Origin of the sequence: Arthrobacter sp. H35-D1 (genome assembly GCF_030063185.1) — a bacterium.
Classification (GTDB): domain Bacteria; phylum Actinomycetota; class Actinomycetes; order Actinomycetales; family Micrococcaceae; genus Specibacter.
The window spans coordinates 22,837-42,752 of record NZ_JASISP010000004.1 but is presented as its reverse complement, the minus strand read 5'-3'; the positions used below and the strand labels follow the sequence as shown (position 1 = coordinate 42,752).

The following is a 19,916-nucleotide window of genomic DNA, read 5'->3' as shown; positions in this document are numbered from 1 at the left end:
TCCTCACAGCCACCAACGTCCTGCCAGATGCCATCAGAGCAGAACTCACCCGACTAAAACCACAAAGAATCATCATTCTCGGCGGACCCACCACAGTCAGCAACAACGTCCTGGCCAAACTCAAAAATTATGTTCCCTAGCCAGCCGCTGCACTTATCGGATCGCCGCACCGTCGATTGCGGCGATCCTGGCAATGGCGGCCTCCCACACCGAGACTTGCGCTTCCGCTGACAGGGGGTTTGCCGCAGCGTCGGCGGCGCGCTTCCATTCGGTGATGGCCGCCGGTGTCAGAGACAGAAGAGTCTTGCGCAAGGACTCTGCAGAGAAGTCCTCTGTGATGGCCCCGAGCCCGTATTCCCTGACCAGCCCCATCATGGCAGGCGAAGGCCCAACAATGAGCCCGATCCGGGCCTGGACAGCCTCGAAGAACTTGTTCGGCAACGCATTTTTCAAATTGAAGTTGGTGGGCGGCAGGAAGACCACAGAAACGTCGTATTCGCCCAGGGTGGCCACCAGATCCCTGTAGGGAACCGGGTCCCGGAACGTGATGGCAGGAACAGCTGCTGCCAGTGCCTTGAGTTCGGCAACGTAGTCTGGTTCATTCGGCATGACGATCATGTCGAGGGTCAGCCACTCCGGGGCGTCCTTCATGGCTTCGATGAAGTTCTCCAGCTTCCTGTAGCGCTGTCCTGCTGCACTGTGGATGAGCCGAACCTTCTCTCCCACGGGCTTGACGGTGCCTTGCACATAAGGAGCCGCATTGGTGACTACCTCCGTCGGAGTTCCATAGTCCTTGAGGTATTCATCGGCGATGCCTTGAGACACCGACGTCACCGACGCAGCCGAGGGAAGGTAGCGGGAGCACAGCCACCGCATGAAAGGTGCGATGAAAAGCCTCCACTTGAGGTTGTCTTCCTTCTCCCGGGGCGCAAACTCGTGCAGGTCGGCATGCACGCCCATCTTCGGAGCCAAATCAAGGGCGAGCGGCAAGGTGTTGAGGTCGTTGGCCAAAATAATGTCAAAAGAGCCCTTGGGCAATATTGCGCGGGCCGACTGCACGGCAGGCAGTGAGTTGTAGACCTTCCCGTATTGGCGGCTGACGAGCCCCACCTTGTCCGAGGGCCAGCCGCGTGAATCTTCCGGCAACGCAAAGTGCTCGGCCACGCCGTCGGGCGCTTCCCCGTAGGCACAGGTGACCACACGGTATTTATCCTTGAACAACTCCACTTGTTTGAGGACCCGGGGGTCGGACCGGAGGGGAGAGAAAGTAAGGATCAGCAAAGAGGGAAGGTCAGTCATGCTGTCCATTATTCCCGATCAACTGCCGGCAATAGTACCCGCGCCGCAATGCCGGGGCCTAGAACACCCGACGCAGCAGCGGAACCTTCGAAGCCAGCAGGGAAACGGCGAAGCTGCCAGCCAAGGTTGCCAGGTAGGCCGCAGCGATGGCCGGGAAAGACGTAGCGCCCAGCACTGCCGGGACGTTGAGCCGAATCGCCTCGAAAATCACCAGGTGCACAAGAAAGACCCCGAATGATGCATTCGAGAGCGACACGAGGAGGGTCCCTGCCTGGGAGGAAACGCTGAGGAACACTGACAAGGAAAGCCCGACCACGAAGACTCCCAGCGCCGCCGCGGCAACACCCGCACCAAGGTACGAAACAGACAACAGCCTGTCAGCCCATGGAAGGATGCCTCGATGCCCGTAATGCCAGATCGTAAAGCCGATCAACACAGCCGTCACCAATGAAACTGCAGCAAGCGGCAAGCCCTTGAGTCGAACGTTGCGAAAGGCGTAGCCTGCCGCGAAGTAACCAACATACGGCATCCAATAGCTAAAGATATTCATCGGTATGGGCCGGGACACATCGAAGTATCCCAAAATACCCGGCACCATGAAGGCCAAGACCGATACGGCAAGCAAACTACAGGCAGTGGCCACCGCGCGATGGTTATCTTTGGCCGTGATAAACGGTGCCAAGACTGGGGCGATAACATAAAGGCCCAAAATGAGCCAGATAAAGTACAACTGCGTGAAGACTGAACTGTCATAGAGAAGCTGCAAGACCCGCGCAGTGGACAATTCCTCGTGTCTCATCCATATCCGGACGCCAACCAGATATACAGCATTCCAAAAGACCAAGGCCGGAAGGAGTCTGGCGGCGCGTTTACGGTAGAACGCGGCTGGAGCCTCCACCACCTGGCGGGACCCCAACAGGAGCGCTCCTGAAATCATGACAAATACCGGCACCACCCAGATAAAGCCAATGTCCAGAATGACGGCCGCCCACCACCCCCGGCCATCATGGGGCTCTGCGCCCACTCGAAGTCCAAAGACGTGAATGGCCACCACTCCGCAAATACTGACGATCCGCAGAACGTCCAGTCCGTAGTTGCGCGCCGGCCGGCCTTGGCCCGCAACGGAAGTCGTCACCCGGGGTTCGCTAGTACTGGCTGCCTGACTCATTCCGCGGCGGCCTCGGCCTGCCCAAGATTTGGTGGACCAACTTCAGCTGCCATCACGCCAGCTGCCATGGCCGGCGATTGAGTCCGGTTGGTCTCATCGAGGGCAATCCTGCGTGAAAGCTTGGTCATGGTGGTTTCCATATGTCGGAAACGCTGATAGGTGGTGGCCATGAACACCAGGAAACTGACGATCAGCCCGTAAAGGACCAAATCAGTTCCACGGCCTATGCCAAACACGCCCGCAAGCTGCGAAAGCAGTCGCGGGAAAAAGATTGACAACGCTGCCACGCAGGCAAACAGCACCAGCATGATCCGTCTGATCGCCAAGTGCCGCGCATTCGATCCGCCACGCATGAGCGCCAAAGACAGGATGACAACGGCAAGGACAAGAAAAATTTGAACAACTATTTGCACAATGTCACCTAAACAAAAGGTCGGCGATGATGTTGACCGAATTTAGCAGGGACTGCCCCTTGGCCTTGGAATAATCGGTATAGATGATTTCCACCGGCTGCTCCACCCATTTGGGCTTCATCTCGGCAATCTGGTGAACCAGCTCCGAGGCGTGCGCCATGCGGTTTTGTGTCAGATGGATGCCCCGAGCAACCTTGGGGCTGAGTGCGCGGAGCCCGTTGTGGGCGTCGGTAAGCGCCAGTCCGGTGGCCATGCGCGACTGCACGGCTGCGGTTCGCAGAACCAAGCGTTTGGCCGGGGAGAGCTTTGTCCTTTTGTCAAGGAAACGGGAGCCCAGCACTATCTCGGCTTCGCCCGATTTGATGCGCTCGGCCATGGCTTGCGCATCGACCACCCGATGCTGGCCGTCGGCGTCAAAGGTGACAATGCAGTCCAGCTCTGGATCATTGAGCGCATATTCGATGCCCGTCTGCAATGAAGCACCTTGGCCTAGATTCACCGGGTGTTGAACCACCACGGCTCCGGCGGCACGGGCTGCTTCTTGGGAGCCGTCAGTGCTGCCGTCGTCGACGCAGACGACGAATGGGAACACCTCTCGCAGCCCCTCGATGACGGTGCCGACAACCGACGCCTCGTTGTACATGGGGATGACTATCCAAGTTCGACTCACCGCACCAGTATCCCATAGGCGCGAGTCACGGGTGCCAGCAGTTCCTCGCGGCCTCAATCTTTGGCCGCCTCGGACAACGCGTTGGCCATGGCAAAGGGGCCGTGCATGAGTCGTGCGTCCGTTTTGCCGCGCAAACCCCAAACAGCCCTGTCAGCTTCCGGATCTGCGGCGACAATGACGTCCGCGTTGCAAAAACGATCCATGAGCCTGCTGTTCGCTTTCAGGGCGTGCGCTACTCGGCGCGAGGCTAGATTGTATTTCGCCAACCGTCCCATGATTCCCAACGGACCCTGCTTGGATGCCAGGGAGTCAACAAGGGCGCCCAATCGACCTGCAAGGGGAACTTTCAGCCCGACGACTTCCACGTTGGTGTGGCTGAGAGTATCCGCCTCGTGGCCCAATTGGGCGTATCCAGCGACGCAGAGTACCGGCACATCATATTCCGCCACCGCAGTCTGGGCACTTCTCCACAGCTCGGCAATGGCCATGTCTGCCCGCTCACCGCGGCCCAGAAGGATGGCAAGTTGAATGGATTCCTTCATGGCTTGCTCCGCTCGCTGTTTCGTGGGGTGTGCACAGCACCCAAATCAAGTGCGGAGCGGAGTTCGGCGATCGCCGGGCGGAGGGTCGCGGACCGTTCAAATTGTTGCCCAAATTCCCATGCCTCTGCCCATCGTTGAGGATCCGGTGCGGCAAGTTCCTTGGCGCATGCTTCCAAGGCGGCTGCGATGCCCTCCGGTGTCAGGTCCTTGGACTCGAACCAGAGCGGATAGTCCCGCAACATCGTTGATGCGGCGCTGTCCGCCGCATGCACAGACACGATGGGCAGCCCCGTGGCAATGTACTCCGCCGTCTTGCCTCCTGTGACGAACTTGCCAGGCGGAAGTATGAGCAGGAGCGCATCCACGCTCTGATAGAAGCTGGCAACGTCTCGCTTGGAGATGGGACCTTCATAGGCAAGACCGCGATGCATGCCTGAATTGAAGATTTCCAGGACGTCTGACGGAACCAATCCGGTGGGGCTCAGCTTCCCCCGAAATATTGCGTGTGCCTTTGACGCATCCGGAGTGCCAAAGACAGAATCCCATCCGGCCAGGAACTCGTCCAAGGGAACTGCCGTGTACTGCAGCGTACCCAGGTAACCGATGCGTGGTTCCTGTGTTGCCTTGATTTCAGGACTCCGGTGTCCCGGTTGCGGGTCAAAGCCATTGGGAACCACTCGCATCTTGTTGCACGTATCGGGGTACCTGCGCGCGTATTCGTTGCGGATGGGGTCATTCACAAACCAAGTCTGCATCGCACCCTTCAAATAGGCATGTTCGAGCATGCCTCGTTCGGACGCAGTGTCAAAGATCTCGGCCCCTGTGAACGTGCTGAATGACCATGCGTCTCGATAGTCCAGAACATAGGGAACATCGACTAATTCGCGCGCTATTTTATACGACACGTAGGGGGCTGCAGAGGCCATGACAAGGTCAACTGGCTGCTGCTGGTGGATCCTCTGGAGGGCTTTGCTGGCAGGCGCAAACCACGAGGCGTGGAAGTCCTCGGGAAAACCTTTGCGGCTGCGACGACGAAATAGTTCCTTCCAGAGATAAGGAGCCTCAATGCGGAGTCGCGAATAGCGCCGCAAGTCGCGGCGGTTGGGTTCCTCCGAACCGCCGTCGGATACATGGACAACCTTGATCCTGGGGTCCACGGCATCTAGCAAACGATTGTCCGCTCCCGTCACTTCTGCCCAAATATGCTCGTCGACGGTAAGGACGGTGACATCCCATCCTGCTTCAACAAAGCCGTTGGCGACCGCAGTACATCGATAGACCGACGATGCGGAGCTGGGAGGGAAGGCGAAAGCGATGTACAAGAGGTGGGGGCGAGTCATACTTTCTTACTCCAATTCAACGATGCAGGCGGTAGCCGCCCAGGTCATTCGTGTAGCCGAACAATGCATATCAGACTTGCCCGACTGGTGCTGCCAGGCACGAGGGATTTCCAGAGGATTCGGATGCCTCGCCAGGGGATGTCATCCTTGTGGTCTCCAGCTCCACGGCCGCTCAAAGAACAGGGTGTCAAGCCCTTAGGCGCTTGCAACCCATTATTGCATCGAGACTCCAGCTTACGACTTGGGGCCAAACCTGTTGGGCAGACCAAGTCGAACAACACAGCGACACTTAGCTATCCAACGTAGTATGGGATGGATTCTTCTACTGTGTCATGGAGTAAAACCTTGAAAAACCTGCGCCGCACCCTTGGCCAGCTGTTGCCGTTGCTTCCCGCCAATGCGAGAAGGTTTCTGCTCCTCTTCGCATCGCTCTCATCTGTGTTGGTTCTTTTGGATGCTGCAGCTCTTGGAGTGTTCGCGTTGGTGCTGAACCAAATCATGCAGACGCAATCCGCCGGTGGAACGATGCAGCTGCCCCTCACTGGCGAAATTTCTCAGAACGTCGGGCTGGTTGTCCTCATTGTCGCAGCAGCCGTCATGATCCTGAAGTCGTTTCTAAATATCTGGCTGCAGTGGGTTTCCACCAGGAAGTTTGCAGACTATGAACTAGAGATCGGCACGGTGCTCTTTCAGAGCTACATAAAAGCACCTTGGATTTCACGTCAGAACAGGTCCACGAGTGAACTAGTCCGCATGATCGATGTGGGAATTGCCAATACGATTTCCGGGGTGTTGTTTCCGGCCGTGGTCCTGCCCGCACAGGCACTTACGTTCCTGTCGGTGTTCGTTATATTGGTCGTTGCTTCATGGCAGACAGCGCTGATTACGGTGATATATCTGGGTATTATCGCTGCATTCCTCTACCTGTATCTGTCCAGGAAATCGTATGAAGCTGGACGGGTCAACCGGGACGCAGCCATGCGCATGTCGACCCTTGTGGCGGAGATGCTGGCCGCACTGAAGGAAATCACGCTCAGGGACAAGGCCGAGGAAGTTGGCGACGTGGTTTATCTCAGCAGGGAAAAGGCCGCACGGTCCCGCTCCAACATTCGATTCCTCGCCACGGTGCCCAAGTTTGTGATTGACATGGCGCTGATAGGCGGCTTCGTACTGATCGGCACAGTTGGTTTCCTTACCGGTGGCATCGGAACGGCCATGTCTTCCGTCGCAATTTTCGCCTTGGCGGGATTCAAGATGGTCCCCGCGCTCACCACCATCCAGTCACAGGTCACGCTGGTTCAGTCCACCCTGCCCTACACTGAACTTGTCATGGCAGACATCCGCGAAGCCGAGGAGTTCCGCAATAATGCCGAAACTCTTGGCAAGACTCCCATCTCGGGAGACCCCAAAGCACTTGAGCTACGCAACGTTGAATTCACTTATCCAGGGGTTAAAACCCCTGCAATAACCAATATCAACCTCACACTTCCGCTGGGCACTTCAGTAGGGGTGGTGGGGCAATCCGGCGCAGGCAAGTCGACGCTGATCGATATCTTCCTGGGCCTACTTGTACCGTCAAGCGGAACGATGACCCTAGACGGTGTCCCGCTGGAAGACGTGCTGGCCGATTGGCGAAAAAGGGTGGGCTACGTTCCGCAGGAAGTCGCCATCTTTGACGGTTCAGTGGCACAAAACGTCGCTCTGTCTTGGGGAGCAGACTTGGATGAGGACCGCGTCCGCACCTCACTTGCCAAGGCACAGCTACTCGAAACGATTGAAAACCGGCCACAGGGTATCCACGGCCGTGTGGGTGAAAGGGGCGGATCACTTTCAGGCGGGCAGCGCCAACGCCTTGGCATCGCCAGAGCCCTCTATATGAACCCCCTGGTGCTGGTGCTTGACGAGGCAACCAGCGCCTTGGATACTGCCACGGAGGCGGCCGTCGCCGCAGCCATCCATGAACTCCATGGCGAAGTAACCGTCATCTCGGTGGCCCACCGCCTGTCCACAATCCGTGACTGCGCTCAGGTGTTCTTCATGAGTGAAGGAACCATCGAGACCCGGGGCACGTTTGACGAAGTGGTTGCCGCCAACTCAAGTTTCGCGCAGCAGGCCGCCTTGGCCGGACTGACGTCGCCGGTGGCCGTGCCCGATCAAAGCTCCTGAGTGTGGCCGGAATTAGGGTTTGCTGGCTATGAGACTTGCCGTGGCCTCCGCATTGACTACAGCATTGTAGCGATTGGCCCACAGCTCCTTGGGTGTATATGTGCCCGGTGCTGCCGACAACACGTGAAGCAATTTCTCCGCGAGTTCGTCTTGGGTAAAATCTGCAGGTACGAGTTCGCCTGTTTTGAGTGGCCCGCCCACTATTTCGGCGGTGCCGCCCACATCCGTGGCAACCACGGGGATGCCGTACGAAATGGCTTCCATTATGCTCACCGGGACACCCTCAGAGGCGCTGACGTTGACGAAAGCCGCAATTTTGTGGGTTCTGTAGTAGTCGATAATTTCCTCATGCGGGGTTGCGCCTCGAATCTGAATCGACAGGCCCGGCCGTATCTGAGCCGAAGCTCGATTCCGCAGCTCTTCTTCCAATATTCCACCACCAAAATGTATCCACGTCAGTGGGGTGTCTCCCGGAATCTTTTCCAGTGCATCCAAAATTCGGGCGACACGTTTAACAGGAATGACATATGAGCAGCTGACGATTATTCGCCCTGCTTCCTCGTCTCCTGTTCTTTCCGACAATGGCACCTCCGGCTCAAGGGGTGCCGCACTCCCCAAGCGTCGGATTTCGATCTTTTCTGCCAGTTTTTCACGCGGATACTTCTCCAGCAGGTAGCGCCGTGAGGATTCGGAAATCGCCAAGATTCTGTCCGTGCGCCGAAACAGGCCGGGTCGGAACGGCAGATAGCCTGACTCTTCCTCATACAGGTCATAGCGGTGCAGCCGAAGGTTGACGGAACTGATCCGGGGCCGGATCCACGGCACCAGCATTCCGATGCCCATCCCCCAAAAGCTGTACACAGTGGTTTCAATGCCTCGTTCGTAGAGCGCGTCTTTGAGGCGAGCGTCGTTTGCCAGTCCCATGCCAGCGATCGTCCCTGCCACGAAGGACCGAAAGTTCGTGGCCAAACGTCCTGTTCGCGCTTCCATGAGTGTGATGCCGGCCAGTCGCGTCAGGTTCCGCGGGGATAACAATGCCTTGATTTTCTCAGCACGCGGAATGCCGTACAGGCTTCCACCGAAGCGCACATTGCTGGGCAGGATGGCCATTTCCGACGGCTCCCCGGGTGCGTAATTGAACACAACCACCTCATCAAAGTGTGCCGCCAGGGCCGGCATCTCCGCTGCAACGAAGACGTGGTCCCCGTTGACATATGGGTACTGGTTTGCCAGCAGGACGAGTCGGCGTGCAGCCATGATATTTCCTTCGTTGTTAAAGATGTCGTGTAGTCCAACAGACCCAAGCTGGGCCACGGTGTCGTGCCCTGGCCGCGACGAACCTGGGGTCAGGCGCTGGCCACGGCGGCCAAATATGCACCATCAAAAAGTTCGCCGACCGCCGCAGGGGAAAATCGCGCTCTTATGGGGTCTGCAATGTCTCCGGCGGGAGTCTCCCGGAATGCGTCTGCAGCCGACAACACGGCTGCTCCCAGCGCCTCGGGGCTGACATCGTCGACAAGCCTGCTGTTGGAATCATCGGCGTAGTCGCTAAAACCCCCTACACGGGTTGCCACCACGGCTCGTCCGGCCGCCAGTGCCTCGGCAGCCGAGGTGAAAAAGTTCTCCTGGGCGGTGGGCAGGAAAAACAAGGCCGCTGCGGACAAGTGGGTGGCCACTGCGGCCGGGCGGACCGATCCGGCCAAGGTGACATTCGAGGCCAGGCCCAGTTGCTCGATCAGTGCCTGACACTGGGCCCGTTGGGGTCCCTCGCCCACCCACACCAGGTGCGTTTCAGTTCCGTGGTCGCGCAGCCACGCGATAGTTGCAATGGCGGCCAGCGGGCGTTTCCGTTCAATGAGCCCGCCGACAGCCACCAAGCGCAGCGGCGTTCCAAAGGTGGCGGGCACAACCGGTCCGCGGCCCTTCACCACACAAGGCACCACCCGCGAGGCATTCGGCCGGGCAAACCGTTGCATCTCCGCCGCGAGCTGTCCCGTCACCCCCGTCACCACGTGTGGGAACCGCAACACACGGCGCAACCCGGAGAGCTTTTTCCACAAGGGCGAGACGCTGGCGGGATTCACCACGCCATTCCAGTGTTCGGTATGCACCCAGGGGCTGCCACGTCCCGCCATGGTGCGTGCGGACCAGGCCGGCACTGCCAGCAGGATGGAGGAGAAGGCCATGGTGTGGACCACGTCGGCCCAGGCCATTTCCCGGGCAAGCAGGCGTTCGCAGGCGAGTAAAGTTGCCGGGTGCTTGGGGTCGGCCAACACGCGTCGCACGGGAACTCCTTCCCACAGGCCGTTGGTCTCTTCCGGCATGCGCAGGGCAGTTCCCAAACGTGCATGAACCACCCGGACTTCATGGCCCTGGCCGCGGATGGCTTCGACATGTTCAGCGTTGAAAGGCGCCTCGGCAGGGTTTTCCTCGTGCGGGTACCAAGTGGCAATGACCAGGATCTTCATGGGTTCCTTGAATGGGGCTGGGCTCGAATGGGGCTGGGAATGACGCGGGCTCTATGGATGGGAGGCTACGACACCAGTGCGGAGGCGCCCATGAACCGCAACGGAGCCTCCGGGTGGAGCAACTGGGAGAGATCTCGCGGCAACCAGGTCCGCGGGTTGGTGAAGGTGCGCCGCTGTGTAGTCAGAGTCTTCATCACGCGAGAGTTGGGCTCCTGCCGGACCACCGCGTCGAGTAGCGCCCTGTCCGCCAACGACAACGGCCGGGCCGCTCCCGGGGCCGCGAACATCATGGTCCGCGCCGCGCCAGCCATTTCTGCTGCATCGGCTGAATCCCACGTGCCGGCATCCGCGCGCAGCATGATGTGTCCAAATAGGTGGATGCGCAGGAGCTTTGTGACGATCGCAGCCCGCTGCGCCGAGCCAAGTCCGGCAAACCAGTCCGATCCCACCAGATCCGTGGCGAAGGCCAAATCTTCCGTGACGCTGCGAGGAGTGGCCGTCACGCGGACCGCGGCGTCGTCGTGCACCACGTAGCGGGGCAGGCCACGTCCGTAGCTCACGCTCGCCCCGGAAAACCACAGCTTGGCCGAAAACGACTGGTCCTCCCCCGTGGCGTACCTGGTGGGGAAATCCAGGCCCAGCGCACGAACCAGGGACAGCCGCATGAGCCCAAGCGGTGCGGTGCGGTAGGTGAGGCGGTCGGCAATCGGGTCAAGGGCAGCCGCTCGGAGCCTGCGCACCACGGGTGTCCGGATGGCCCTCCCATCGGCATGGGCCATGGGCGCAATGAGCACGTCAGCACGGTCCTTCTCTGCCGCCTGCACCCACCCCGCCAGTGCACCCGGCTCCAGTGAATCGTCGCTGCCCATAATTGAGACCCACGTGCCGGTGGCCAGGGAAATTCCATGGTTGAAGGGACCCGCCGGACTCTTGATCCCATCGGCAAAGTGCACGAACCGGACCCGGCCCTGATGTTCGGGCGCCACACGGGCGCGGATCGGCTCCACCGCGGTGTTGTGGCAGACCACGGTGATGCGCAGCCGGTTGGGCGACCCAGTCTCCGTGGACAGTCCCGAAGCCATCAGGGAGGCGACAGTGCGTTCAATGGGGCGGTTGGGCGTATGCACGGCGATGACCACGTCCACCAACGCTGAGTCCTGAATATCGTTGTCCACCCAGTAAGGTTATCGCGGAACCAAAGGAACGAACCCTGCACAGGAGAACACGGTCATGAGCCAAAGCATGAGCCAGAGCATTGAAGTAGTCATACCCGTGCACGATCCGGCACGGCCGCTGGAACGGGGACTTGTCTCAATCCTGGGCCAGCGTGCCGAATTGTCAGCGCTGGGAGTGGATCTCCGCACCACCGTGGTCTGCCACAACATTGCCATCGCGGACATCAAGGCCGGCCTTTCCTCCGAACATGCCACGAACGACGCCGTCACGTGGCTTGGCCATGCAGACGGCATCAATTCCCCGGCCGGCCCGCGCAACGCCGCCCTCGACAACAGTTCCGCCACGTTCCTAAGTTTCCTGGACTCCGACGACTACCTGGAACCAGGGTCGCTGGCGGCCTGGTGGAAGGCGGCCGTTGCCCAGGGCGCTGCCGCCGTCATTGCGCCGCTGCGGACGCCGGAAGGCTCAATTCTTCGATCCCCCCGAATTCGCCCGTCAAAACCCGCAGTCCTGGACGCGGTCAAGGACGGGCTGGCGTACCGCAGCGTCCCCTACGGATTGCTGCGCCGCAGCGCGCTCCTCGCCTGCGGGTTTCGATACGCGGAAGGAATTGAGATCGGCGAGGACCTGGAGGCAGCACTCAGGCTGTGGTTCCGGGGAGGCCGCATCAGCTACCCCTATTCGAGCCCGGCCTACCACCAAACCGACGCCTCCGGTGGCACCAGGGTGACCAGCGCCATTCGCCCCCTGGCCGAGGAGTTCCTGTGGCTGGACGCCTTGGTTGGGACTGTGTGGATCCATTCCGCCCCAAAGCAGGAACGCCGGGCGATCGCGCTCAAACTCCTGCGAGTCCATGGCATTGGAGCACTGGTGCGGCGAGGTTCCATGTCGGGGCCGCTTGCCGCCACCGTGTGGTCGGAGGCTGATGGTGCAGCTTGGAAATCGGCGCATCAGCAGCTTCTTGAGCTGGCCGGTGGTTCGCTCCCGGCACTTTCACGGCGCGACGCAACGCTGTGCCGAGCCGCTGCCAAGGCGCAGGACCAGCAGCAGCTGCGTGACGCCGTCGTTCTTCACAAAAAATCCGGACGGAAGGAGGAGCTGCTCACTGACAAGTTCTGCAGCTTGGTGTCCGGCGATTCCGTAGTGCGGCACTACATGAACGAGCGGCTCCGCTCCAGATCCGGCGTCTACGACTCACCCCTTCCCGCACCGGTTGCCAAGGAGCAGCGCGATACCCATTAAGCTTGACCCATGCGAATTTTGAGTGTGGTGGGCGCGCGCCCACAGTTTGTGAAGCTTGCCCCCATCGCCAAGGCCATGGACGGCCGCGCCGAACACGTCATCGTGCACACGGGCCAACACTACGACGAGCTGATGAGCGACGTCTTCTTCCAGGATCTAGGCATCCCCGCCCCGGACTACAACCTGGGCGTGGGCTCCGGCAAGCACGGCGAGCAGACCGGCTCCATGCTGGCAGGCCTGGAAAGAGTGTTTGAGGAGTCCCGGCCGGACGTTGTGCTCGTGTACGGCGACACCAACTCCACGCTGGCAGCGGCCCTCGCGGCCGTGAAGATCCACATCCCCGTGGCACACCTTGAAGCCGGTTTGCGTTCGTTCAACCGGCGCATGCCCGAGGAACACAACCGGGTGCTGACCGACCATGCCTCCGACCTCCTGCTCTCCCCCACCGAAGTGGGCATGAACCATTTGGCCACCGAGGGCCTTGCCGCACGCTCGGTCATGGTGGGCGATGTCATGACCGATGTGCTGTACAGCGTCCGCGACCAGCTCGCAGCCCAAAGCCAGCCGCTGCCCGACGGCGTCACGGCCGGCAACTACTACGTGTGCACCATCCACCGCCCCGACAACACCGACGACCCCGCCCGGCTGAAGGCCATCGTGGACTCGCTTTCCGCCCTCGGCAAGCCGGTGCTGCTGCTGGCCCACCCGCGCCTGCGGGCGCTGGCCGAGTCGCACGGCATCGACCTGAACACCGGCTCCCTGCGGCTCTGCGATCCGCTGGCCTACCCACAGCTTGTCAACGCGGTGGCCAACAGCGCCGGCGTTGTCACAGACTCGGGCGGACTGCAGAAGGAAGCGTTCCTGCTGCGTGTCCCCTGCACCACCATCCGCCCCGAGACCGAATGGGTGGAGACCGTCGAGTTGGGCTGGAACGCCCTTGTCAACGACGACCTCAGCCTGCTGGCCGGCGTCGTGGAGCGCACCGCACCGGCTGCAACGGATGCAACGCCGTATGGCGACGGGCATGCGGCGCAACGGACGGTGGACGCATTGCTGGCGGCATTCGGCAAGTAGTAGCGGGTCCCTACTCGTGAAAGTCGGAGTAGAGAATATCGGCTTGCTGCCAGAATGCAACATCTCCCGTTATTTCACCGAGGGTTCGCAATTGGCTGATGACACCCTTGTGATACTTCTCCGGATTGCCCCACACGGTGCGCCCATACTCCGTGGGGGAATACCAGCTGGCCTGGCCGGGATTCCGGTAGGCATCGAAGGAATCGCGAATGCTTGATGCCCCCACGTCAAACAACCATTCAATGCGTTTGTCACCGGTAATTCTGTAATAGTCGTAGAGCCCATAGAGGGCATAAATGTGGCCGTTGACCACCTGGGTGTTCTGTTCTTCGGCCAGTGCCGGATATTCTTCGTAAAAGACGAACTTCTTCCCATCCTCCTCAATGACGTTGGTGAACCAGGGCCCGGATTCCACCTTGGGCTGGTCAAACGACTTGACGGTGCCAGCCGCCATTTTCTTCCAATACTTGTCTCCTGTTGCCTCGTAGAGGTTCACGAAGGTGGACAGCATCATGCCCTGGGCCATGCCCGAATGCCAGGGAGCTCCCAAACGAAGTGTTTTCACATCATGGCCGAATCGATAAGGGAACCAAATGGCTCCCCTGTCATCGGTTGCCGAGACGTTGATGAGGTATTTTGCGGTGGCAATCGCCCGGTCCAAATATTCCGGGTTATTCGATTCCTTGAACGAGGTGAGCATTTGATTGATGTACCAGGCCGAGTTCACGGGATGATAGACGGCTTCATTACCAACCCGAGTAATGAGGACGTCGTCCTCGCTTGTTTCACCCCAAGTGGTATCCGTCAACGGAATCACGTAGTTGCCAATGTACGGGGACTGCCCGTCACGGCTGAGTGAATAACCCGAGTGGTTGAATTGCGGTCCCCAGATTTCAGCCCTGAAGACAATGAGGACCGAACCGACGGCGACAACCAAAACCAGCGCCAGCAGGGTCCGGGCAAGGTGCCGACGACGGGCGATGGGCGGCGGTCCCGGCTCCGGCCGACGCCGAGTCTGCACTTCTGGTACCGGCGGAACTTGCAGATCGATCATGGTACTCAGGGTTGTGTCCGCACCTTCAAGATGGCTTGCGCAGCCGCTTGGCCCGAAGCTTTCAGGGAAGCGTTTTCCGCCACCCACCGGACTCGTGCTTCGCGGGACTCGGTCCCGCCGTGGTCGGGGTCCTTCAATACCGCGATCATGGCGTCCGCCACGCTGCGGGGCTCGTAGGCGGGCGCTGCGCCCAAGCGGCCGGACTCGACGATGGCTGCACCGTCGCCCTGTCCCGCAAATACTACGGGGGTGCCGCAGCCTGCCGCCGCGTAGATCTTGGTGGGCTTGGCAAAGTCGTAGCCTTGACCCGGCTTGATGCTAACAAGTGCCGCCACGGCCCCGCGGATCCACCCCGCGGCGTCGGCTGGTGGCACAACCCCGCCGAAGTGCACGGCCCCGGGCACGGTCTCGGTGGCAAGGGCAGACAGGTGGTCTTCGTCGGCGCCCTGGCCAAAGAACCTCAGCTCGGCGTTGGGGAACCGCTCGCGGACAAGCGGCAGCGCGCGGATAAAGATGTCCGCTCCCTGCCATTCGCTCATGGTTCCCGTGTAGACAAAGTACGGGTTCGCGGTGGTAGCCACAGTGCCGTCCGGACGGAACACGCCGGTATCCACGCCGTTGCCGACCACCTCGATCCTGCCGGCGGGCACGTTGAAATGGGCCACCTGGGTTGCCACCGGCTCGGAGACGGCAATAACCTTCGCCGCACGGCGAAGCACCCTCCCCTCGACGGCGCCCATGACCTTCTTCACGATGGAAGGCACCTGCATGGCAGAAAGCGCCTCGGTCCACACATCGGCAGCGTAGTAAACATAAGGGCGCTTCCGCAGCAGCGAGGACAGCGCCACTGCCACACCTGTGGTGGGCGGCGGCTCGGAAACAACGACGTCGGCACGCGCGGCAAGGAGCCTGAAGAAGGCGGGGACATCAAAGCTGAGGTACTGGACGTAACCGCGGACGTTGCCGCCGGAGTCACGCAGCACGGGCCACCGGCTGAGCCCGTAGGTGGGCTTGAACGGTCTGCTCCCCCGTGGCGGCTTGGTCGTGATGACCTGGACTTCTGCGCCCTGTTCGACGAGTCCGTCAACCAGGGCTCTCAAGCGGAAGGCCGCCGCCCCCACTTCAGGCGTGAAAAGCCTTGTGGCGACGACGACCTTCAACGGTTTGTGTGCTGCCACTAAGAGAGCATCCTCACGGGCTGTCCTGTGCGGGAAGATTCCAGCACGGCCTCGGCCACAACGAGCGTGTCTTGCCCTTCGGCCATGGTCACCACGTCGTTGCGCAATCCGAGCACGGCGTCGCGGAAGGCTTCGTGTTCGGTGCGCAGCGGCTCCGGCTTGGGGATGGCCAAGCGGGTGACGTTGCCCTCGGAGACTCCGCGGAACGCTCCGATGGAGTCCCATTCGGTGGCGATGGTGCCGTTTTCGTAGAACGTGAGGTCGGCGGTGACGGTGTCCGCCACAAACGCACCCTTTTCACCGGTGACGATGGTGAGGCGTTCCTTCATGGGTGAAAGCCAGTTCACCAGGTGGTTGGTGATGATGCCGTTGGCGAGCTTGCCGGTGGCAGCAACCATGTCCTCGTGCGGGCGCCCGCTGCGCGTGGTGGTCTGGGCAAAGATCGAGGCAAACCGGCTCTGCGCCAGCCAAGCGGTCAGGTCGATGTCGTGCGTACCCAGGTCCTTGACCACGCCCACGTCGGCAATGCGCGAAGGGAACGGGCCCTGCCGCCGGGTGGCGATCTGATAGACCTCGCCCAGTTCGCCGTCGGCGATGCGCTTGCGCAGCGACTGCAGCGCCGGGTTGAAGCGCTCAATGTGTCCGACGGCGCCGACAAGGCCCTTGGCGGCGAATGCCTCAACGAGGCGCTGCCCGGCGGGGACGCTGGCGGCGATGGGCTTCTCCACGAGGGTGTGGATTCCCGCCTCCGCCAAAGCCAGCCCGACTTCCTCGTGCATGCCGGTGGGCACGGCCGCTACGGCCATGTCGATGCCGGCCGCAATCAGTTCCTCGACACCTGACAACACGGGCAGTTCCCTGGCCACGCCGTGCGGGTCGCCAAAGGCGTCGGCCACGGCGAAGAGCTCGACGCCGTCGACCTCGCGGATGACGCGGGCATGGTGGCGGCCCATCATGCCCAGTCCGATGAGTCCTACGCGCAAGTTCGCCACGATCTAGGCACCTGCCTTCATGATGGTGTTGACGGCGGAGACGATGCGTTCCAGGTGGTCCTGGGTCAGCGACGGGTGGACCGGCAGCGAGAGCACTTCCTTGGCCGCGATCTCCGTGTTCGGCAGGTCTTCCGTGCGGTTGAAGGAGGGCAGGCGGTGGTTCGGGACCGGGTAGTAGACGCCGGAGCCGATGTTGAACTCGCTGCGCAGCTTCTCGTGCAGTTCGTCACGGCCCTCGGGTACGCGGATCGTGTATTGGTGGTAGACGTGCTCGGCACCATCGGCGACCTTCGGCGTCCCCACGCCTTCGAGGTTGGCCGTCAGGAACGCGGCGTTCTCCTGGCGCTTCTTGGTCCAGGCCTCGATCTTTGTCAGCTGCACCCGGCCGATGGCGGCGTGCAGGTCCGTCATACGGTTGTTGAAGCCCACCAGTTCGTTTTCGTACTGCTTTTCCATGCCCTGGTTGCGCAGCAGGCGCATGTTGCGCTCCACTGTCGCATCCGAGGTGGAGACCATGCCGCCCTCCCCGGAGGTCATGTTCTTTGTAGGGTACAGGCTGAACATGCCGAACTTGCCGAAGGTGCCGACTTTTTTGCCGTTCAGAGCGGCGCCGTGGGCCTGGGCCGCGTCCTCGTACAGGTCGATGTTGTGCTTGTCGCACAGTGCGGCGAACGCGTCTGCGGCAAACGGGTGCCCGTACAAGTGAACAGGCATGATGCCCTTGGTCTTGTCCGTGATGAGCGACTCCACGTGGGCCACATCGAGAGAGTAGTAGTCCAGCTCGATGTCGGCAAACACGGGGGTGGCCCCCGCCAAGGCCACCGAGTTGCCGGTGGCGGCAAAGGTGAACGAGGGCACGATGACCTCATCGCCTCGGCCGACCCCGCTGGCCAGCAGGCCCAAGTGCAGGCCGGAGGTGCCCGAGTTCACGGCAACGCTGGCGCGGCCGTCAAGGAGAACCTTGGAGAACTCGAGCTCAAAGTTGGCCACCTCCTTGCCTTGGGCCAACATGCCGGAGGCCATGACGGCGTCGACCGCTGCCCGTTCCTCGTCGCCAATGATCGGTTTTGCTGCGGGAATGAAGTCCTGGCTCATGCGTTGTCCTCTGCCTCTTTCAGGGAGTTTGAATCCTCTATGTATCTTGCTCCAGTTTCAGGGCAAACCCAAAAACCGTCCTCCAGCTTCAACGGAAATCCGGCCTTCCCGACCCAGCCCAGGCGACGGGCTGGTACGCCGGCCATCAGGGCAAAGGCGGGAACATCCTTCGTCACCACTGAACCGGCCGCGATGGTGGACCACCGGCCAATTGTTACGGGAGCTATGCAAACTGCCCGAGCACCAATGGCTGCACCGTCTTCGATGGTGACGCCAACCGGTTCCCAGTCGTGGGCACTTTTCAGTGATCCATCGGGGCTGACGGCGCGCGGGTAGGTGTCATTGGTCAGCACGACGGCCGGTCCGATGAAAACACCATGGCCCAAGACTGCCGGTTCATACACCAAGGCGTAGTTTTGGATCTTGGAGTTGTCGCCGACGCGCACGCCGGTTCCAACATAGGCCCCTCGTCCAACGATGCAGTTCTCACCAAGCACGGCTTCTTCGCGAACTTGGGCCAAATGCCAAATCTTGGTGCCTTCGCCGATCGCGGCTTGATCCGACACGTCGGCGCTGGGTGCTACATAACTCATGCTGTTTCTCCTGACTCGGCCCGTGTGGCGGGCGAATTGGGTTTTCTAGGCCTTGCCGATGACGCGATAGGTAACGCCGTCCCACTGCTCGGCCGAGCTGACCCTGCGCCCGTCGATGAATGCCTTGACCCCCGGCAGGTCCGCTGGCGTCAACTCACGGTACTCGGCGTGGTCGGCCTGCACCACGGCAGCGTCAACGGCCTCGCCCAGGTGGTACGGGGCAAAGCCGAGCTTTTCCAGCTCGGCATCGGTGTACAGGGGGTCCTGCACCATGGCTGTGCCGCCGCGGCGGGTGATGGCTTCCACGGCGTCGAAGACACCCGAGAACGCGGTTTCCTTCACGCCGCCTCGGTAGGCGGCACCCAGCACCACCACGCGTGCTCCGGTGAGGTCGCCATAGGCGCCTTCGAGCAGTCCGATGGTGTAGTCGGGCATGTCTGCGTTGGCTGCGCGGGCAGCACGGACCACAGTGGCGTCAGGATCGTTCCACAGGTACAGGCGCGGGTAGACGGGGATGCAGTGTCCGCCGACGGCGATGCCTGGCTGGTGGATGTGACTGAAGGGCTGGGAGTTGGAGGCCGCGATGACTTGGTAGATGTCGATGCCGGTTTTGGCAGCAAAACGGGCAAACTGGTTTGCAAGGCCAATGTTGACATCGCGGTACGTGGTTTCGGCCAGCTTGGCCAGCTCGGAAGCTTCAGCCGAGCCCAAGTCCCAGACACCATTGGGGCGGTTCAGGTCGGGGCGGTCGTCGAAGTCCAGAACGGACTCGTAGAATTCCGTCGCCTTGGCTGCCCCGGCAACAGACAGCCCGCCAATGAGCTTGGGGTACTTGCGCAGATCCGCAAAGACGCGGCCGGTGAGAACGCGTTCAGGGGAGAACACCAGGTGGAAGTCCTTGCCCTCAACCAGGCCGGAGGCGGCCTCCAGTGCGGGCTTCCAGCGGCTGCGTGTGGTTCCGACCGGCAGCGTTGTCTCATAGGAGACAAGCGTGCCTGCCGTCAGGTGCTTGCCCAGTTCGGCCGTGGCGCCATCCATCCACCCAAAGTCGGGCTTGGCCTCGGAGTCAACGAACAAGGGCACCACCAGCACCACTGCGTCGGCACCGGGGACCGCTTGGGAATAGTCCGTCGTGGCGCGCAGCTTGCCAGCTGGCACCAGCTCGGAAAGCTTCTCCTGCAGGTGCGCTTCGCCGGGGAAGGGTTCCTTGCCTGCGTTGACCAGGTCAACTACGGTCGCGTTGACGTCGACCCCGACAACCTCGTGCCCCTTGGAAGCAAACTGAACTGCCAATGGCAGCCCGATCTTACCGAGTGCGATAACTGCAATCTTCACGTTTTAGTAGCCTTTTCTTTATAGCTTTGGTGACGGACCGGAGCATGCTTCCACCGGCAGTTGTCCACTAGAATATCGGCCTTTGGGCCGCCTGCGCTTCAGGTGAGAGCA

At 61.0% G+C, this 19,916-nt stretch carries 18 protein-coding genes; 3 read left to right on the top strand and 15 right to left on the bottom strand.

Going from position 1 to position 19,916, the window contains the following annotated elements; all coding sequences use genetic code 11:
- Positions 1-153: 153 nt before the first annotated feature.
- From QMG25_RS06970 to QMG25_RS06945, 6 genes are read right to left on the bottom strand one after another with little or no spacing between them, the layout of a single operon-like run.
- Positions 154-1,299, bottom strand: a complete 1,146-nt coding sequence (locus QMG25_RS06970) for a glycosyltransferase family protein (protein WP_283458644.1) — start codon at positions 1,297-1,299, stop codon at positions 154-156.
- Positions 1,300-1,357: 58 nt separating this feature from the next.
- Positions 1,358-2,434: an acyltransferase gene (locus QMG25_RS06965; protein WP_283458642.1), complete on the bottom strand. Its 1,077-nt coding sequence runs from the start codon at positions 2,432-2,434 to the stop codon at positions 1,358-1,360.
- Between the two features lie 29 nt (positions 2,435-2,463).
- A complete protein-coding gene (locus tag QMG25_RS06960; RefSeq protein WP_283458640.1) occupies positions 2,464-2,880 on the bottom strand; it encodes a DUF2304 domain-containing protein in 417 nt (138 codons plus the stop codon).
- A gap of 4 nt (positions 2,881-2,884) precedes the next feature.
- Positions 2,885-3,550, bottom strand: coding sequence for a glycosyltransferase family 2 protein (locus tag QMG25_RS06955; protein WP_283458638.1), 666 nt, complete (start codon positions 3,548-3,550; stop codon positions 2,885-2,887).
- 53 nt (positions 3,551-3,603) lie between these two features.
- On the bottom strand, positions 3,604-4,092 hold the full coding sequence (locus QMG25_RS06950; protein ID WP_283458636.1) for a hypothetical protein: 489 nt from the start codon (positions 4,090-4,092) through the stop codon (positions 3,604-3,606).
- Entirely contained in the window at positions 4,089-5,432 is a 1,344-nt protein-coding gene (locus tag QMG25_RS06945) for a glycosyltransferase family protein (protein ID WP_283458634.1), read from the bottom strand. The genes QMG25_RS06950 and QMG25_RS06945 overlap by 4 nt, the downstream gene beginning before the upstream one ends.
- A 327-nt stretch (positions 5,433-5,759) precedes the next feature.
- Between QMG25_RS06945 and QMG25_RS06940 the strand changes: the two genes are divergently transcribed.
- Entirely contained in the window at positions 5,760-7,598 is a 1,839-nt protein-coding gene (locus tag QMG25_RS06940; RefSeq protein WP_283458632.1) for an ABC transporter ATP-binding protein, read from the top strand.
- A gap of 12 nt (positions 7,599-7,610) precedes the next feature.
- On the opposite strand, the gene QMG25_RS06935 is transcribed toward QMG25_RS06940, so the two are convergent.
- The 3 genes from QMG25_RS06935 to QMG25_RS06925 form a co-directional block, all read right to left on the bottom strand.
- The gene (locus QMG25_RS06935; RefSeq protein ID WP_283458630.1) at positions 7,611-8,708 is read right to left on the bottom strand and encodes a glycosyltransferase; all 1,098 of its coding nucleotides are present in this window, start codon (positions 8,706-8,708) and stop codon (positions 7,611-7,613) included.
- A gap of 236 nt (positions 8,709-8,944) precedes the next feature.
- Complete coding sequence (locus tag QMG25_RS06930) at positions 8,945-10,066, bottom strand: glycosyltransferase (RefSeq protein WP_283458629.1); 1,122 nt, start codon at positions 10,064-10,066, stop codon at positions 8,945-8,947.
- A 65-nt stretch (positions 10,067-10,131) separates the two neighbouring features.
- Positions 10,132-11,241, bottom strand: coding sequence for a glycosyltransferase (locus QMG25_RS06925; RefSeq protein ID WP_283458627.1), 1,110 nt, complete (start codon positions 11,239-11,241; stop codon positions 10,132-10,134).
- 55 nt (positions 11,242-11,296) lie between these two features.
- On the opposite strand from QMG25_RS06925, the gene QMG25_RS06920 reads away from it, so the two are divergent.
- Together QMG25_RS06920 and wecB are read left to right on the top strand one after the other, a co-directional pair.
- Positions 11,297-12,484: a glycosyltransferase family 2 protein gene (locus tag QMG25_RS06920; RefSeq protein WP_283458624.1), complete on the top strand. Its 1,188-nt coding sequence runs from the start codon at positions 11,297-11,299 to the stop codon at positions 12,482-12,484.
- 9 nt (positions 12,485-12,493) lie between these two features.
- Entirely contained in the window at positions 12,494-13,558 is a 1,065-nt protein-coding gene (gene wecB, locus QMG25_RS06915) for a non-hydrolyzing UDP-N-acetylglucosamine 2-epimerase (protein WP_283458622.1), read from the top strand.
- 10 nt (positions 13,559-13,568) lie between these two features.
- Here the strand turns inward: wecB and QMG25_RS06910 are convergent, their stop codons facing one another.
- The 6 genes from QMG25_RS06910 to QMG25_RS06885 are packed head-to-tail and all read right to left on the bottom strand — an operon-like array spanning position 13,569 to position 19,805.
- Complete coding sequence (locus tag QMG25_RS06910; RefSeq protein WP_283458620.1) at positions 13,569-14,612, bottom strand: D-glucuronyl C5-epimerase family protein; 1,044 nt, start codon at positions 14,610-14,612, stop codon at positions 13,569-13,571.
- A 5-nt stretch (positions 14,613-14,617) separates the two neighbouring features.
- On the bottom strand, positions 14,618-15,790 hold the full coding sequence (locus QMG25_RS06905; protein ID WP_283458618.1) for a glycosyltransferase family 4 protein: 1,173 nt from the start codon (positions 15,788-15,790) through the stop codon (positions 14,618-14,620).
- A complete protein-coding gene (locus tag QMG25_RS06900) occupies positions 15,790-16,782 on the bottom strand; it encodes a Gfo/Idh/MocA family protein (RefSeq protein ID WP_283458615.1) in 993 nt (330 codons plus the stop codon). The genes QMG25_RS06905 and QMG25_RS06900 overlap by 1 nt, the downstream gene beginning before the upstream one ends.
- Positions 16,783-16,785: 3 nt before the next feature.
- Positions 16,786-17,877: a DegT/DnrJ/EryC1/StrS family aminotransferase gene (locus tag QMG25_RS06895; RefSeq protein WP_283458613.1), complete on the bottom strand. Its 1,092-nt coding sequence runs from the start codon at positions 17,875-17,877 to the stop codon at positions 16,786-16,788.
- Positions 17,874-18,470, bottom strand: coding sequence for an acyltransferase (locus QMG25_RS06890; RefSeq protein WP_283458611.1), 597 nt, complete (start codon positions 18,468-18,470; stop codon positions 17,874-17,876). The genes QMG25_RS06895 and QMG25_RS06890 overlap by 4 nt, the downstream gene beginning before the upstream one ends.
- Before the next feature lie 45 nt (positions 18,471-18,515).
- Positions 18,516-19,805, bottom strand: coding sequence for a nucleotide sugar dehydrogenase (locus QMG25_RS06885; protein ID WP_283458609.1), 1,290 nt, complete (start codon positions 19,803-19,805; stop codon positions 18,516-18,518).
- Between the last annotated feature and the right edge of the window lie 111 nt (positions 19,806-19,916).